Source organism: Streptomyces sp. NPDC096048 (assembly GCF_044763415.1).
In the GTDB taxonomy this organism is placed as follows: Bacteria; Actinomycetota; Actinomycetes; order Streptomycetales; family Streptomycetaceae; genus Streptomyces.
The window spans coordinates 472,698-488,696 of the sequence record NZ_JBIWGG010000003.1; the positions used below are offsets into that span (position 1 = coordinate 472,698).

The window sequence follows — 15,999 nt, forward strand, 5'->3', positions numbered from 1 at the left end:
CCCTCGGTCATTGGGCGCGACGACACAGACTTCCGCAATTCGTAAGGAGCAACCGAAACCATGGCGGTTTCCGTAACCCTTCCGGCGCTCGGCGAGAGCGTCACCGAGGGCACCGTCACCCGTTGGCTGAAGGCCGAGGGTGAGCGCGTCGAGGCCGACGAGCCGTTGCTCGAGGTCTCGACCGACAAGGTCGACACCGAGATCCCCGCGCCCGCGTCGGGCGTGCTGTCCTCCATCAAGGTCGCCGAGGACGAGACCGTCGAGGTCGGCGCCGAGCTGGCGCTGATCGACGACGGCACCGGCGCCCCGGCGGCCGAGGAGGCCCCGGCCGCCGAGCAGGCCCCGCAGGCCGAGCAGGTCGCCGAGCCGGCCCCCGAGCCCGCCCCGGCCGCCCCCTCCACCGAGCAGGCCGCCCCGGCGCCCGCTCCCAGCGGCGACGCCGCCACCGGCGGCGGTTCCGCCGAGGGCACGGACGTGGTCCTGCCCGCGCTCGGCGAGTCCGTCACCGAGGGCACCGTCACCCGCTGGCTGAAGTCGGTCGGCGACTCGGTCGAGGCCGACGAACCGCTGCTGGAGGTGTCCACCGACAAGGTCGACACCGAGATCCCGGCCCCCGCCTCCGGCACCCTGCTGGAGATCGTGGTCGGCGAGGACGAGACCGCCGAGGTCGGCGCCAAGCTCGCCGTCATCGGCGAGGCGGGTGCCGCTCCGGCCGCCCCGGCCCAGGAGGCCCCGGCCGCCCCCGCGCAGCCCGAGCCCGCCCAGGCCCCCGCGCAGCCCGAGCCCGCCCAGGCCCCGGCGCCGCAGCAGGCTGCCCCGGCCCAGCAGGCCCCCGCCGCCCCGGCCCAGCAGGCCCCCGCCGCTCCGGCCCAGCAGGCTCCGGCCGCTCCGGCGCCGCAGGCCCCAGCCCCGGCGCCCGCGCCGGCCCAGGCTGCCGCTCCGGCCGCTCCGGCCGCCGCCCAGCCGGTGGACGACGGCGCCTACGTCACTCCGCTGGTGCGCAAGCTCGCCGCCGAGAACGGCGTCGACCTGTCCGCCGTCAAGGGCACCGGCGTCGGCGGCCGTATCCGCAAGCAGGACGTCATCGCCGCCGCCGAGGCGGCGAAGGCCGCCGCTCCGGCTCCGGCCGCCGCTGCCGCCGCGCCCGCGAAGAAGGCCCCCGCCCTGGAGGCCTCTCCGCTGCGCGGCCAGACCGTCAAGATGCCGCGCATCCGCAAGGTCATCGGCGACAACATGGTCAAGGCGCTGCACGAGCAGGCCCAGCTGTCGTCGGTCGTCGAGGTCGACGTCACCCGCCTGATGAAGCTGCGCGCCCGCGCCAAGGACGCGTTCGCGGCGCGTGAGGGCGTCAAGCTCTCGCCGATGCCGTTCTTCGTCAAGGCCGCGGCCCAGGCGCTGAAGGCGCACGCGCCGATCAACGCCAAGATCAACGAGGCCGAGGGGACCATCACCTACTTCGACACCGAGAACATCGGTATCGCGGTGGACTCCGAGAAGGGCCTGATGACCCCGGTCATCAAGAACGCCGGTGACCTCAACCTGGCCGGCATCGCCAAGGCGACCGCCGACCTGGCGGGCAAGGTGCGGGCCAGCAAGATCAGCCCGGACGAGCTGGCGGGTGCGACCTTCACCATCAGCAACACCGGTTCGCGCGGCGCGCTGTTCGACACGATCATCGTGCCGCCGGGCCAGGTCGCCATCCTCGGCATCGGCGCCACGGTCAAGCGCCCCGCCGTCATCGAGACGGAGGAGGGCACGGCCATCGGCGTCCGCGACATGACGTACCTGACGCTGTCCTACGACCACCGTCTGGTGGACGGCGCCGACGCCGCCCGCTACCTGACGGCGGTCAAGGCGATCCTGGAGGCGGGCGAGTTCGAGGTCGAGCTCGGCCTGTAACCCGCTGCCCGTGGGCCTGTACGGTGCCCCCGCCCGGATCTCCCCGGGCGGGGGCACCGTCGCGTTCGGGCCGCGGCACGCTGTGTAAGTCTCGTCTCACCTGCGTAAAAGCGCCCCCATGCGCCCTTCCCGCCCGCCGCGACGGCCGTATTGTCTAAGCGTCAGTCGCCCCAGGGGGCCGAAGGGTCCCCTCCCGAAGGAGCTCTCATGACCGCGCCCGTCGTCCACTCGCTGCGCGAACAGATCCGCGAGCACATCCTGGAAGGGATCATCAGTGGACGCTGGCAGCCGGGCGAGCGGATCGTGGAGCGCCGGATCGCCACCGAGCTGGAGGTCAGCCAGACGCCGGTGCGGGAGGCGCTGCGGGAGCTGGAGTCGCTGCGGCTGATCGAGTCGGCGCCGAACAAGGGCGTACGGGTGCGCAATCTGACCGCCGCCGACCTGGAGGAGAGCTACCCGGTCCGGGCCGGTCTGGAGGCGATCGCCGCGGAGCTGGCGGCGGACCGGCTCGCCGGGGACTGCTCGGCCCTGGAACCGCACGTCGCCGCGCTGTACGAGGCCGACCGGGTGTCCGACGGGACGGCCCAGGTGCGGCACACGGTGGGCTTCCACCGCGAGCTGGTGCGGGCGGCCGGCAACTCGGTGCTGCTGCACACCTGGGAGGGGCTGGGCATCGAGGTGTTCACGGCGCTGTCGATACGGTGGCTGGGCACGGTGCAGCAGTCGTACGCGGAGGAGCACGAGGAGCTGGTCGCGGCGTTCCGTCGCCGGGATCCGCGTATCGCGGACCTGGTCAAGGCCCACGTCCTGGGCTGCGCCCCGCGCGCGTAGCTCCTCGCCCCCGCCGCCCCTTCCCTTCCCGACCCTGGGGGCTGCGTCCCCAGACCCCCGATTCGCGCAGTTCCCCGCGCCCCTGAAGGGGCGCGGGGAACTGCGCGATCAGCCACAAATCACCCGCGGACGCCATACCACCAGGCCTCCCGAGCTCATCCGCGCCCACCCCCTCTCACCTGCACGAATCCCCGACGGGGCCGTCACTCCGTGCCATCGCCGAAGGCACCCCGTGCCTACTTTCTCGTAATCAAGAGGTTTTGTCCCTCAACCCTTTGATCGATCATCGATCAGGGAGTTACAGTCACCGACGGGCTTCCACCGAAGCCCACCGCCCTGTCCTGCCAAAGACCTAGGGCACCCCCGAACCCTTGACGATGAGGGAACCCCCTTCGACTGAGGAAGGCGGCGACATGACCGACCCCAAAGCCATCCAGCCGAGCGAGCTCGACCAGCTCCCGGACCGCGACCCGGAGGAGACCGCCGAATGGCAGGCCTCCCTGGACGCCGTCACCAAGGCGGCCGGGCCGCACCGTGCCGCGTACCTGATGCGCCGCACACTGGAGCGCGCCGAGGGCGCCGGCATCGCGCTGCCGAAGCTCCTCGAGACGGACTACGTCAACTCCATCCCGACCGCCGACGAGCCCGCTGTGGACGGCGACGAGGCGATGGAGCAGCGGATCACCGCCTGGAACCGCTGGAACGCGGCGGCGATGGTCACCCGCGGCAGCAAGCACGGCGTCGGCGGCCACATCGCCACCTTCGCCTCCGCGGCCTGGCTCTACGAGACCGGCTTCAACCACTTCTTCAAGGGCAAGGAGGGTGACGGCTCCGGCGACCAGCTCTACATCCAGGGCCACGCCTCCCCGGGCATCTACGCCCGCGCCTTCCTCGACGGCCGCCTGAACGAGGAGCAGCTCGACAACTTCCGCCGCGAGGCCGGCGGAAACGGTCTGCCCTCGTACCCGCACCCGCGCCGCCTGCCCTGGCTGTGGGAGTTCCCCACCGTCTCCATGGGCCTCGGGCCGATCTCCGCGATCTACCAGGCGCGGTTCAACCGCTACCTGACCAGCCGCGGCATCAAGGACCTGACCGACTCCCACGTGTGGGCGTTCCTCGGCGACGGCGAGATGGACGAGCCGGAGTCCACCACCGCGCTCACCCTCGCCTCCCGCGAGGGCCTGGACAACCTGACCTTCGTCATCAACTGCAACCTGCAGCGCCTCGACGGTCCGGTCCGCGCCAACTTCAAGATCGTGCAGGAGCTGGAGGCCCAGTTCCGCGGCGCCGGCTGGAACGTCGTGAAGTCGCTGTGGGGCACGGCGTGGGACGAGCTGTTCCAGCTCGACACCACCGGCGCGCTCGTACGCCGCCTGCGCGAGGTACCCGACGCGCAGGTGCAGACGTACCAGACGCGCGACGCCGCCTACATCCGCGAGGACTTCTTCAACAAGGACCCGCAGCTCGCCGAGATGGCGAAGCTGCTGTCCGACGACAAGATCCTCGAGTGCTTCCACTACTCGCGCGGCGGCCACGAGTCCCGCAAGGTCTACGCCGCCTACCGCGCCGCGCTCGCCCACAAGGGCGCGCCGACCGTGATCCTGGCCCAGACGGTCAAGGGTCACACCCTCGGCACCGGCTTCGCGTCCAAGAACGCCAACCACCAGATGAAGAAGCTCTCGGTGGACGAGTTCAAGGACATGCGCGACCTGCTCGGCCTGCCGATCAAGGACAGCGACTTCGTCGACGGCGTGGTCCCCTACGGCCACCCGGGCGCCGACTCCCCCGAGGTCCGCTACCTCCAGGAGCGCCGCGCCGCCCTCGGCGGTCCGGCCCCGGCCCGCCGCGTGCACCCGGTCGCGCCGCTGCCCGCGCCCGCCGAGAAGGCGTTCGCGTCCTTCGACAAGGGCTCCGGTTCGCAGAACGTGGCCACCACCATGGCCTTCGTCCGCCTGGTCAAGGACCTGGTCCGCGACAAGGAGACCGGCAAGCGCTGGGTGCCGATCGTCCCCGACGAGGCGCGCACCTTCGGCATGGAGAGCCTCTTCCCCTCCCTGGGCATCTACTCGCCCAAGGGCCAGACGTACGAGCCGGTCGACCGCGACCAGCTGATGTACTACAAGGAGGCCGAGAACGGCCAGATCCTCAACGAGGGGATCACCGAGGCCGGTTCGATGGCCGACTTCATCGCCGCTTCGACGTCGTACGCGACGCACGGCGAGGCGATGATCCCGTTCTACATCTTCTACTCGATGTTCGGCTGGCAGCGCACGGCCGACCAGATGTGGCAGCTCGGCGACCAGCTCGGCCGCGGCTTCCTGGTCGGCGCCACCGCCGGCCGGACCACGCTGACCGGTGAGGGCCTCCAGCACGCGGACGGCCACTCCCCCGCCATCGCGGCGACCAACCCGGCGTCCCTGACGTACGACCCGGCCTTCGCGTACGAGGTCGCGGCGATCGTCAAGGACGGTCTGCGCCGGATGTACGGCGAGGCGGCCCCGGGCGAGGACCCGAACGTCTTCTACTACCTGACCGTCTACAACGAGCCGATGCCGCAGCCGGCCAAGCCGTCCGCCGCCGGTGTCGACGAAGGCATCGTCAAGGGCCTGTACCGCTTCAACACGGCCGAGTCGGCGGGGCTCACCCCGGCTGCCAACGCCCCGCGCATCCAGCTGCTGGGCTCCGGCACGGCGATCCACTGGGCGCTGAAGGCACAGAAGCTGCTCGCCGAGGAGTGGGGCGTGTCCGCCGACGTGTGGTCCGCGACCTCCTGGACGGAGCTGCGCCGGGACGCCATGGACGCCGACGCGGCGCTGCTGCGCGGCGAGGAGCGGACGCCGTACGTCCGCCAGGCGCTCCAGGGCGCCGAGGGCCCGGTCCTCGCGGTCTCCGACTACATGCGCCAGGTCCCGGACCAGATCGCGCAGTGGGTCGAGCAGGACTACTCGTCGCTCGGCGCCGACGGCTTCGGCCTGTCGGACACCCGTGAGGCCGCCCGCCGCCACTTCGGCGTCGACGCCGAGTCCATCGTGGTCGCGGCCCTGGCCCAGCTCGCCAAGCGCGGCGAGGTCAAGGCGACGGCCGTGAAGGAGGCGCGCGAGCGCTACGGCCTGTAAAGGCCCCCGAGGCAGGCCCCCTCCGTGGACGACCGCGGCGGGGGCCTCCCGCGTTCTCCTGCATGATGTGGGCATGCGCGCTGCCCGCCTCATCAAGATGGTGCTGCTCCTCCAGTCCCGCCCCGCCATGACCGCCGCCGAACTGGCCGAGGAACTGGAGGTGTCGGAGCGGACCGTGACGCGGGACGCGCAGGCGCTGTCGGAGGCGGGCGTACCGGTGTACGCGGAACGGGGCCGGGCCGGCGGCTACCGGCTGATCGGCGGGTACCGCACCCGGCTGACCGGACTGGCGCGGGGCGAGGCCGAGGCGCTGTTCCTGTCCGGGGTGCCGGGGGCGCTGCGCGAGATGGGCCTGGAGGACGCGGCGTCGGCGGCCCGCCTGAAGGTTTCGGCCGCCCTGCTCCCCTCCCTCCGGGACGCCTCCCGCACGGCGGCGCAGCGGTTCCACCTGGACGCGCCGAACTGGTTCCGGGAGCCCCGGACACCCGAGCTGCTGCCGGCGGTCGCGGACGCGGTCTGGGACGACCGGACCGTCGCCGCGCGCTACCGGCGCGGGGAGGAGGAGGTCGTCCGGGAGCTGGAGCCGTACGGTCTCGTGTTGAAGGCGGGCGTCTGGTACCTGTGCGCGAGGGTCGCGCGGGCGGCGGGCGGCGGTGCCTTCCGCGTCTACCGCATCGACCGGTTCACGGCGGTGGACGCGGGCGAGGAGCGCTTCGCGCGGGACGACGACTTCGACCTGCCCGCGTTCTGGGCGGAGCGGGCGGAGCAGTTCGCGCGGTCGATCCTGCGGGCGGAGGTCGTGGTGCGGCTGTCGGCGGAGGGCGTGCGCGGACTGGCGTACGTCCTGGACGCGCGGTCGGCCCGGGAGGCGCTGGAGGCCGCGGACGCGCCGGACGCGGACGGGTGGGTGACGGTGACGCTGCCGGTGGAGTCCGAGGAGGTCGCGCACACCCAGCTGAGGGGGCTCGGGCCGGAGGTGGAGGTGCTGGCGCCCGAGGCGCTGCGGGAGCGGTTCGCCCGGGAAGCGCGGCGCCTGGCCGGGTTGTACGGCGACGGGGCGTCCGGGGACGGGAGGGAGGAGATGTACGGCGACGCGCACCAGGCCGGCACATAACGATCCGCCCCACTCCACGTGCGTACCACCCTTCCAGGACCGATGCTGGACCCGTGATGGACGAGACGGAGTTCTGGGAGCTGATCGACGCCACCCGGCAGGGTGCCGACGGCGATCCCGAGGACCAGGCCGATCTGCTCGTGGAGCGGCTCCTCGGGATGGACCCGGACCTGGTGCTCGACTTCGCCCGCCATTTCGAGGCCCGCTACAACCGCGCCTGCACCTGGGACCTGTGGGGCGCCGCGTGGGTGCTGCTCGGCGGTGCCTGCGACGACGCCTTCGACTACTTCCGGTGCTGGCTGATCGGCCAGGGCCGCGAGGTGTACGAGGGCGCGGTGCACGAACCCGACTCGCTCGCCGAGCTGCTGGACGACTTCGACGAGGACCTGGACGGCGACGGCGAGGAACTCGGCTACGCGGCCGACGAGGCCTACGAGCAGCTCACCGGCACCGTCGCACCCGACCTGGGCATCGCGCCCGCGCCCGCGGAGCCGCTGGGCACCGCGATCGACCTGGAGAACGACCGGGCCGTCGCCGAGCGGTTCCCGCGCCTGTGGGAGCGGTTCGGGCCGGACTGACGCGCGGGTCAGCCATCTGCGCCCTGCCCCCTGCGCCCCCCTGCGCTCTGCCCCTCCCCCCGGCTCCCGGCTCCCTGCTCCCTGCTCCCTGCTCCCTGCTCCCTGCTCCCTGCTCCCTGCTCCCTGCTCCCTGCTCCCTGCTCCCTGCAAGGATCAGCCGGCCCGGCCCTGGAGTCGCGCCGCCCGGTCCCTGATGTCCGGGAGGCGGGCGGTGAGGGCCGCGCCCGGGCAGCTGGTCTGGTAGCCCTCGTCGTGGCCCGCGACGGCGGGCAGCGTGGCGGTGGCGCCGACGGCGTACCGGCTGAGGCCGTTGCTGGAGACCAGGCTGGCCTTCCCGCGCGGGTCGGTGTCGGTAGGGCCGAGTTTCCACGCGGCCAGCGCGGCGATCGCGTCGGTCAGCGCGTCGGGCACGGGCACGCCGGCGGTGAAGGTGCCGAGGGCGGCGATGCCGGTGGTGCGGTGGTTGAAGCCCTGGGTGTGGGCGCCGGTGACGGGCCGGTCGATGCCGCCCGCGCGGCCCTCGTAGATGGTGCCGCAGCGGTCGACGACGAAGTTGTAGCCGATGTCGTCCCAGTCCCGGACGCCGGTCTGGCCCGTGTAGACACCGCGGAGGATGGCCGGCACGTCGGCGCAGTCGTAGCCGTTCGGCGTGTCCGTGTGGTGGACGAAGACGGCGAGGACCTTGTCGTCGTAGCGCGGGGGCGGCTGTGCGCGGGCGGCGTCGCCCAGCCAGGCCGACCGGGGCACGACGGACGGCCGGGGCGCGGTGTGCCGATCGGCGGCGGCCGGCCGGGCGTGCGTCGAGGCGGCCCGTTCCACACCGGTCGCGCACAGCGCCAGCGCGGCGACGGCGGCCAGCCCGGGCAGGCAGCCGAGCAGCGCCCGTGCCGCGCCCGGCACGCGGGCGACGCCCGGTGTGCGGGCCGCGCCCGGTACGGGAACCGCACGCCGTTCCCGGGTCTCGCGCGGTCCTCGGAAGACACGCATGGTCCCACTGTCCGGCGGATCCGGCCCGTCCGCGACGTGTGCTGTGCCACCCGATGGAACCATCGTCCCGGTCCACGACGTTTTCTGATTGATCGCGCACACTCGCGCTCACTCGGGCACTCGTCGACGCGCACGGGCGGCCGTTTTCGGACAGCCGCGCGTCCCAGGCTGATCACCGGGCCCGTCCGGCACGTACTCCGGGTCCCGGGGTCCGCAGAGGGTCCGGACGGAAAGGCGGCTCGCGTGGACCTGCTCGACATCCTGCTGGCGCTGGTGGTGCTGGCCTACGCGGCGTCCGGCTACCGGCGCGGCCTGGTGGCCGGCTGTGTCTCGCTGGCCGGCTTCGTGGGCGGTGCGGCGCTCGGCGTGTGGATCCTGCCGTGGGTGATGGATCTGGTGACGCCGGGTTCGACGGCGGCGACGGTGACCGCCGTGGTCACGGTGCTGCTGCCGGCGGTGGTGGGGCACGAACTGGCGGGGCGGCCGGCGCTGCGGCTGCGCCGGGAGCTGGCCGCGGGGCCGCTCAGGGCGGCCGACGGGGCCGGCGGGGCGGTGGCCAACGCGGCGGCCGCGCTGGTCGTGGCGTGGGTGGCGGCGAGCGTCCTGGCGGCGTCCTCCTCCCCGCTGCTCACCTCGGCGATCCGGGACTCGAAGCTGCTGGGCGCGGTGCAGCGGGTGATGCCGGACACCACGCCGGCGTGGTTCTCCGGGGCGACGTCCGCGCTGACCGAGGCGGGGTTCCCGCAGGTCTTCAACCCCTTCGAGAACGAGTCGACCGCCGAGGTCGCCGAGCCCTCCGGCGACAGCGTCACGGCGGCGGCCACCAACGCGGCCAAGCTCAGCACGGTGAAGATCGAGGGCGTCGCCGGGACCCAGGGCCGGGAGGGCAGCGGCTTCGTCTACGCGCCGGAGCACGTGATGACCAACGCCCACGTGGTGGCCGGCATCGACGACCCGAGCGTGCGGGTCGGCGGGGTGGGACCGTCGTACGAGGCGCGGGTGGTGCTGTTCGACCCTGGCGAGGACGTGGCCGTGCTGTACGTGCCGGACCTGTCCGCGCCCGTCCTGCGGTTCGACGACGACGCGGAGCGGGGCGACCCCGCGGTGGTCGCGGGCTATCCGCAGGACGGCGACCTGGACCTGCGGGCGGCCACGGTGGCCAACCGGATACGGGCGACCGGGCAGAACATCTACAGCGACGCGAACGTCACCCGGGAGATCTACTCGATCCGCTCCACGGTCCGCCCCGGCAACTCGGGCGGCCCGCTGCTGACCACCGACGGCCGGGTGTACGGCGTGGTCTTCGCCCGCTCCACGTCCGACGCCCGGACCGGTTACGTGCTGACGGCGGACGAGGTGGCCGACGAGGCGCGGCGCGCGGCGGACGCGACGGAGGCGGTGGACACGGGCGAGCCGGTCGCGTCGTGAGCGTCAGGGGCCGATCAGCGACCGCCCCATCAGCACGTCGTCGACGTACTCGCCGTCGAGGTGGAACTCCTCCGGCTGCACGCCCTCCACGACGAAGCCCTCGGACTCGTAGAGCTTGCGGGCCGTGGTGTTGTGGCCGAGGACCCGCAGGGTGATGCGCCGGGCGCCCAGGCGCCGGGCCTCCTCCACGGCGGCCCGGACGAGCGCGCGGCCGGCGCCGTTGCCGCGGGCCGCGTCGGAGACGGCCAGGCCGCGGATCTGGCGCACGTGGGAGTTGGAGGCCAGTTCCGTGGGGAAGCCGAGACGCACGTAGCCCACGACGGCGCCGTCGAGTTCGGCGACCAGGTGGTCGGCGGGGCCCGAACGCTCGCTGAAGAAGGCGTCGTCCGGTGCCGGCCGGGGCGAGACGGCGTGCTGGTACGACCAGGTCTCGAGGTCGAGCCGGCGCAGCGGCTGCTCGTCGTCGGATCTGGCCCGGCGTATGTGCGGAGCTGGCATGACGGTCACTGTACGACGCCGTACCGGAGGCCGGTCCGGGGTTTTTCGCCGGCCACCCGGCAGGATGGGCGCATGGACGATGGACGCAAGGACAGGGAACGTTCCCGCGTCGCGGTGGCCGGCGCGTCCGGTCTCATCGGCAGCGCACTGGTGCGGTCCCTGACCGCGGACGGGCACGACGTGGTGCGCCTGGTACGCCACGTGCCCCGGAAAGCGGACGAGGTCCGCTGGGACCCCGAGGACGGGCGCGTGGACGCGGCCGGGCTCGACGGGTGCGACGCCGTGGTCAATCTGGCCGGGGCCGGGGTGGGCGACCGCCGCTGGACCGACGCGTACAAGACGCGCATCCGCAGCAGCCGGGTGCACGGCACGACGGCGCTCGCGGAGGCCGTCGCCTCGCTGGAGCGGCGTCCGCGGGTCTTCGTGAACGGCAGCGCGATCGGCTTCTACGGGGAGACCGGCGACCGTGCCGTCGACGAGAGCGCGCCCGCGGGCGAGGGTTTCCTGCCGTCCCTGTGCCTGGAGTGGGAGGCCGCGGCGGCCCCCGCCCGGGAGGCGGGGGTACGGACGGTGTTCGTGCGGACCGGGCTGGTCGTCGCCCGCGGGGGCGGGGCCTGGGGGCGGCTCTTCCCGCTCTTCCGGGCGGGGCTCGGCGGGCGGCTGGGCGACGGGTCCCAGTACTGGTCCTTCGTGGCGCTGCACGACGAAGTGGCGGCGATCCGGCACCTGCTGGACCGCGACGACCTGTCCGGCCCCTTCAACCTGACCGCCCCGCACCCGCTGACGAACCGTGAGATCACCGCGGCCATGGGGCGGGTCCTGCGCCGCCCGGCCCCCTTCGCGGTCCCCGCCCCGGTCCTGCGCGCGGCGCTGGGCGAGATGGCCGGTGACGTCCTGGGCAGCGCCCGGATCCTCCCGGCCCGCCTGCTGGACTCGGGCTTCCGCTTCGCGTTTCCGGAGATCGACGGGGCGATCCGGGCGGCGCTGTGAGGTGAGAGCAGGGTGGGGTGGGGTGAGGTGAGGGGGGTGAGGTGAGGGGGGTGAGGTGAGGGGGGTGAGGTGAGGGGGGTGAGGTGAGGGGGGTGGAGCAGAGAGTGGCAGGGCGGGGCGGCCGGGCCGGAGGCGCCGGGGGCTCCGCCCGAGGCCCTCCGAGAGTGCCGAGGGCTCGCCCTCCACCCGGCACACGACGGCGTCGGCCCGCCCCCCGCGCACGACCGCCCGGGACCACGCCCCCGCACACGACCGCGCACGATCCCCCCTGACCACGCCCCCCCCGGCGCACGGCCGCGCCCGCCGCGCACCATCACGCCCGCCGCGCCCAGCCACACGACCGCAGCCGTCGTCTCCGCCGCCCAGTCACCACATGACGGCCGCAGGGCGACCGCAGGGCGACCGCATGAGGCCGAACTGCACCCGTATGCGACCGCCGTGCGACCGTGCCCTGTCTCCGCGCGACTCCCCTTGACCGTTTCCGGCCCTAACCTCGACTCGAACTCGGGTATCCCTCAAGCCGGTTGGGGGCATGACGTCTCCAGCGGCCGCGCAACCTCGAGGAGGGGCACGTGCTTGAGCCCGCGTACCAGGCGGACGTCGTCGTCGTGGGGGCCGGGATCGCCGGACTCGCCGCGGCGCATCGGCTGACCAGCGCAGGAGTGACGACCAGGGTCCTGGAGGCCGCCCATGGCGTGGGCGGCCGGATGGCGACCGAGAAGGTCGACGGCTTCCGGCTCGACAGAATCGGACAGCTGCTGTCCACGGCGTATCCCGAACTGCGCCGCACCCCCGGGCTCGACGGCCTCGCGCTGCTGCCCTTCGCCCCCGGCGTCCTGCTGCACAGCGAGGGCCGCCACCACCGCGCGGGCGCCCCGGCGGGCGCACGGGGTGCAAGGGGCGCACTCCACGCGGTGCGCGCCCTCGCGAGCGCCCCCCGGTCCGTTCCCGCCCCCCGGCGCCCGGCCAACGCGCCCCGAGCGACCGGGACTGCCGTGAGCGCGCCCCGCACCCGGGTGGGCGCCCCGCTCGGCACCGCCGTCGACCAGGCCCGGCTCGGCGCCGCGCTGACCCGCCTGGCGGGCACCCCGGCCGAACGGCTGCTGGCCCGCCCGGAGCTGCCCGCCGCCCAGGCGCTCGCGGTGCGCGGACTGCCGGCCCGCACGATCGACGGCTTCCTGCGCCCGCTGCTCGCCGCCCTGCTGTGCGACCCGGACCTCACGACCTCCAGCCGGTGCGCCGACCTCGCGCTGCGCGCCTTCGCCGGCGGGCGGCTCGCACTGCCCGAGGGCGGCGCCGAGGCCCTGCCGGAGCTGCTGACGCGGGCGCTGCCGCCCGGCACCGTGCACACCGGCGTCCGGGTCACATCGGTCGCCACCAACGCCGTGGCCACCGCGGAGCACGGCGTCATCCGCTGCCGGGCCGTGCTGGTGGCGACCGACGCCCGTGCCGCGGCCGAGCTGCTGCCGGGCCTCAGGGTGCCGGACTTCCATCCGGTGACGGTCGTGCACCACACGACGGACGAACCGCCGACGACCGGCGCCTCCCTGCTGCTGGACGCGGACCGCGGCGGCCCGGTCGCCCACACGGCCGTGGTCAGCCACGTGGACCCGTCGCGCGCGCCGGCCGGACGCGCCCTCGTCTCCTCGACGGTCCTCGGCCCTCCCCCGTCCGACGTCGACACGGCCGTACGCATGCACCTGTCCCGCCTCTACGGCACCCCGACCACCCGCTGGGAGACCCTCGCCGTGCACCACACGCCCGAGGCGGTGCCCGCGATGCGCGTGCCGCACGACCTGCGCCGGCCGGTGCGGCTGCTGGCCGGCCTGTACGTGTGCGGGGACCACCGCGACACCAGCACCGTCCAGGGCGCGCTGCACTCGGGCCACCGGGCGTCCGCGGCGATCCTGACGGACCTGGGGGCGGGCCGGCCGATGCACACCGGCGACCCGCTGCCGACGGCGCGAGCCGCCTGACGCGCGCCCCGGCTACCCCAGTGCCGCCACCTTGTCCCGGTAGCCCCGTACCGGCGCGGCGTCCCGGTACGGCTCCAGGCGCCGTTCGAAGTCGCGTACGTACTCCGCCGCGCGCACCGACCGCATCTCGGCCGCCTGCCCGGCCGCCTCGGCGGCCAGCTGGCAGGCCTGGTCGAGTTCGCCGAGGCCGAGGCGGGCGGTGGCGAGGACGATCCGGCAGAACAGCCGGCTACGGGCGTAGACGGGGGCACGCAGCTGAAGTGAGCGTTCCGCGTGCTGGGCGGCGGCGCGGAACTGCTGCAGGTCGCGGTGGCAGTGCCCGAACTCGTCGGCGAGCTGTGCCTCGTCGAAGAAGCGCGCCCAGTGCGGCACCTCGTCGCCGGGCCGGGCGGTCTCCAGCGCGCGCTCGGCCCTGACCAGCGAGGCGGTGCAGGCCCGCACCTCGCCGAGCAGGCCGTGCGCCCGCGCCTCGGCGGCGTGCAGGAGCGTCTGCACGACCGGCGGCGCGGAGGTCCCCACCCCCTGCTGCGCCACCCGCGCGAGCTGCACGGCCTCCCGCCCGTGGCCCAGATAGACGGCCTGGCGGCTCATGGTGACCAGCACGTAGGAGCCGTACGCCCGGTCCCCCGCCGCCTGCGACAGCCGCAGGGCCTGCACGAAGTAGCGCTGGGCGAGGCCGTGCGCGGCGATGTCGTACGACGTCCAGCCCGCGAGTCGGGTCAGGTCGGCGGCGGCGGCGAACAGCCGGCGGCCGGTCTGCTCGCCGTAGGTGCCGCGCAGCATCGGCTCCAGTTCGTGCTCCAGGTAGCGCACGAGGGCCTGGCGGGCGTGTCCGCCGCCGTACCGGTCGTCCAGGCTGCGGAACAGCTCACCGACCGAGCGCAGCGCGGCGAGGTCGCCGCCGGTGACCTTCTGGCCGGGCCCGCGCTCGGCCGGTGCGCGCCGGCGGGACGGGTCGAGCGGGACGGGGATCCTGGGGGTGCCCGCCGGGCGGCCCTGGGCGGGGATGCGTACGGGCACCTCGACGCGGGCCACCTTCTCGTCGGCGCGGCCGATCAGCCAGTCCCGGCTGGGCACGACGAGGCCCGCCGGGGTGAAGGCGATCTTGCGCAGTTCGGCGTGGCTGCCGGAGTCCTTGCGCCACAGCCCGCCGACGATGTCGACGGCCTCGTCCGGGGTGGCGGCGAACTCCAGCCCCGCGTAGACGGGTGCGCAGGCGTCCAGGCCGAGGTCCTGGGCGGTGAGCCGGCGGCCGAGGCGCCGGGTGAAGACCTCGGCGATCAGGGCCGGGGTGGTGCCGCGGGGCTGCTGGCCGCGCAGCCACCGGGTGACGGACGTCTTGTCGTATCTCAGGTCCAGGCCGTGTTCGAGTCCGAGCTGGTCGACGCGACGCGCGAGACCCGCGTTGGAGAACCCCGCTTCGGCGATGAGCGCGGCGAGCTGGCGGTTGGGGGTGCGCTGCGCGGGTCGTTCCGTCATGGTGCGGTGCGGTCTCCTGCCTTCCGGGCCGTTCGATGTGCCCGGAGCGCCTATGAGCAGCCCTTATGGCCTCGTGAACGGCGCGAATGTAGCGGAGAGTAAGCGCCCGATCGCACAGTTCGGCAGGCATTCATCCGATCGTGTGAGGATTGCCCGCCCCGCTGACGACGGGCGGGCGGTCGTACAGTGGCATGGGCACGGTTCGTGCCTTACGACCTTCCAGGGAGGCACTTGCCGTGAGTGAGCTGCGGTTCGTCCGAATGGGGTTCGGTGCCGATCGCGTCGAGTACCAGGAGGCGTGGGACGAGCAGCGCCGGGTGCACGCCGCGCGGTTCGCCGACGAGGTCCCCGACACGGTGCTGCTCCTCGAACACCCGCCGGTCTACACCGCCGGCCGGCGGACCGAGGACAGCGAGCGTCCGCTGGACGGCACACCGGTCGTCGACGTGGACCGCGGCGGCAAGATCACCTGGCACGGTCCGGGCCAGCTGGTGGGCTACCCGATCCAGAAGCTCCCGCGCCCGGTGGACGTCGTGGCGCACGTACGGCGGCTGGAGGAGGCCCTGATCCGCACCTGCGCGGAGTTCGGCCTGGAGACGACCCGGGTCGAGGGCCGCAGCGGGGTGTGGGTCCTCGGCGACCCGCTCGATCAGCGCCCGGCGCTCGGCGGGCTGTCCCTGGACTTCGACCCCCGGCTGACCGACGAGGAGTTCGACCCCCGGATGAACGGGCCGGAGTACGCCCCGTCCAACGCCGGCCAGCGCCGCGAGGACCGCAAGATCGCCGCGATCGGCATCCGGGTCGCCAAGGGCGTCACGATGCACGGATTCGCCCTGAACGTGAACCCCGACAACAAGTGGTTCGACCGGATCATCCCCTGCGGCATCCGCGACGCGGGCGTCGCCTCCCTCGCGAACGAGCTGGGCCGCGACATCACCATCGAGAAGGTACTGCCGGTGGCCGAACGCCACCTGCGCGACATCCTGGAGAACGCGGAACCGAAGCCGCGGGTGATCGAGAAGACGCCGGCCTGAATCCCGCGCGGCATAAATCCAGCCCGTCCGGCGTTCGAGGACGAGGCCGTTCAGGCCGAAGCGGGGGCG

General features: G+C 73.9%; 12 protein-coding genes. 9 read left to right on the forward strand and 3 right to left on the reverse strand.

The annotated features are described in order from the left end of the window. Positions 1-60: 60 nt before the first annotated feature. The 5 genes from sucB to ACIQ6R_RS10115 all read left to right on the forward strand — a co-directional run bounded on the left by sucB (position 61) and on the right by ACIQ6R_RS10115 (position 7,538). The gene (gene sucB, locus ACIQ6R_RS10095; RefSeq protein ID WP_404220071.1) at positions 61-1,899 is read left to right on the forward strand and encodes a 2-oxoglutarate dehydrogenase, E2 component, dihydrolipoamide succinyltransferase; all 1,839 of its coding nucleotides are present in this window, start codon (positions 61-63) and stop codon (positions 1,897-1,899) included. Between the two features lie 207 nt (positions 1,900-2,106). Further along, positions 2,107-2,730, forward strand: a complete 624-nt coding sequence (locus tag ACIQ6R_RS10100) for a GntR family transcriptional regulator (protein ID WP_404174522.1) — start codon at positions 2,107-2,109, stop codon at positions 2,728-2,730. A gap of 413 nt (positions 2,731-3,143) precedes the next feature. Further along, a complete protein-coding gene (gene aceE / locus ACIQ6R_RS10105; protein ID WP_404174524.1) occupies positions 3,144-5,846 on the forward strand; it encodes a pyruvate dehydrogenase (acetyl-transferring), homodimeric type in 2,703 nt (900 codons plus the stop codon). A 73-nt stretch (positions 5,847-5,919) separates the two neighbouring features. Next, the gene (locus ACIQ6R_RS10110) at positions 5,920-6,960 is read left to right on the forward strand and encodes a helix-turn-helix transcriptional regulator (protein WP_404174527.1); all 1,041 of its coding nucleotides are present in this window, start codon (positions 5,920-5,922) and stop codon (positions 6,958-6,960) included. Positions 6,961-7,016: 56 nt separating this feature from the next. Further along, the gene (locus ACIQ6R_RS10115) at positions 7,017-7,538 is read left to right on the forward strand and encodes a DUF4240 domain-containing protein (protein WP_404220316.1); all 522 of its coding nucleotides are present in this window, start codon (positions 7,017-7,019) and stop codon (positions 7,536-7,538) included. A gap of 153 nt (positions 7,539-7,691) precedes the next feature. Here ACIQ6R_RS10115 and ACIQ6R_RS10120 read toward each other — a convergent pair whose 3' ends face one another. Next, the gene (locus tag ACIQ6R_RS10120) at positions 7,692-8,525 is read right to left on the reverse strand and encodes a peptidoglycan recognition protein (RefSeq protein WP_404220073.1); all 834 of its coding nucleotides are present in this window, start codon (positions 8,523-8,525) and stop codon (positions 7,692-7,694) included. Between the two features lie 243 nt (positions 8,526-8,768). On the opposite strand from ACIQ6R_RS10120, the gene ACIQ6R_RS10125 reads away from it, so the two are divergent. Further along, a complete protein-coding gene (locus tag ACIQ6R_RS10125; protein WP_404220075.1) occupies positions 8,769-9,953 on the forward strand; it encodes a MarP family serine protease in 1,185 nt (394 codons plus the stop codon). A gap of 3 nt (positions 9,954-9,956) precedes the next feature. Here ACIQ6R_RS10125 and ACIQ6R_RS10130 read toward each other — a convergent pair whose 3' ends face one another. Next, the gene (locus tag ACIQ6R_RS10130; protein WP_404220077.1) at positions 9,957-10,451 is read right to left on the reverse strand and encodes a GNAT family N-acetyltransferase; all 495 of its coding nucleotides are present in this window, start codon (positions 10,449-10,451) and stop codon (positions 9,957-9,959) included. 72 nt (positions 10,452-10,523) lie between these two features. Here ACIQ6R_RS10130 and ACIQ6R_RS10135 point away from each other — a divergent pair, with 72 nt between their 5' ends. Beyond that, the gene (locus ACIQ6R_RS10135; protein WP_404220079.1) at positions 10,524-11,441 is read left to right on the forward strand and encodes a TIGR01777 family oxidoreductase; all 918 of its coding nucleotides are present in this window, start codon (positions 10,524-10,526) and stop codon (positions 11,439-11,441) included. 572 nt (positions 11,442-12,013) lie between these two features. After that, positions 12,014-13,417: an NAD(P)/FAD-dependent oxidoreductase gene (locus ACIQ6R_RS10140; protein ID WP_404220081.1), complete on the forward strand. Its 1,404-nt coding sequence runs from the start codon at positions 12,014-12,016 to the stop codon at positions 13,415-13,417. 12 nt (positions 13,418-13,429) lie between these two features. On the opposite strand, the gene ACIQ6R_RS10145 is transcribed toward ACIQ6R_RS10140, so the two are convergent. Further along, positions 13,430-14,896 (reverse strand): regulator, encoded by a 1,467-nt coding sequence (locus tag ACIQ6R_RS10145; protein WP_404220083.1) that lies wholly within the window; start codon positions 14,894-14,896, stop codon positions 13,430-13,432. 236 nt (positions 14,897-15,132) lie between these two features. Here ACIQ6R_RS10145 and lipB point away from each other — a divergent pair, with 236 nt between their 5' ends. Next, the gene (gene lipB / locus ACIQ6R_RS10150) at positions 15,133-15,930 is read left to right on the forward strand and encodes a lipoyl(octanoyl) transferase LipB (protein ID WP_404220085.1); all 798 of its coding nucleotides are present in this window, start codon (positions 15,133-15,135) and stop codon (positions 15,928-15,930) included. Positions 15,931-15,999 lie beyond the last annotated feature (69 nt).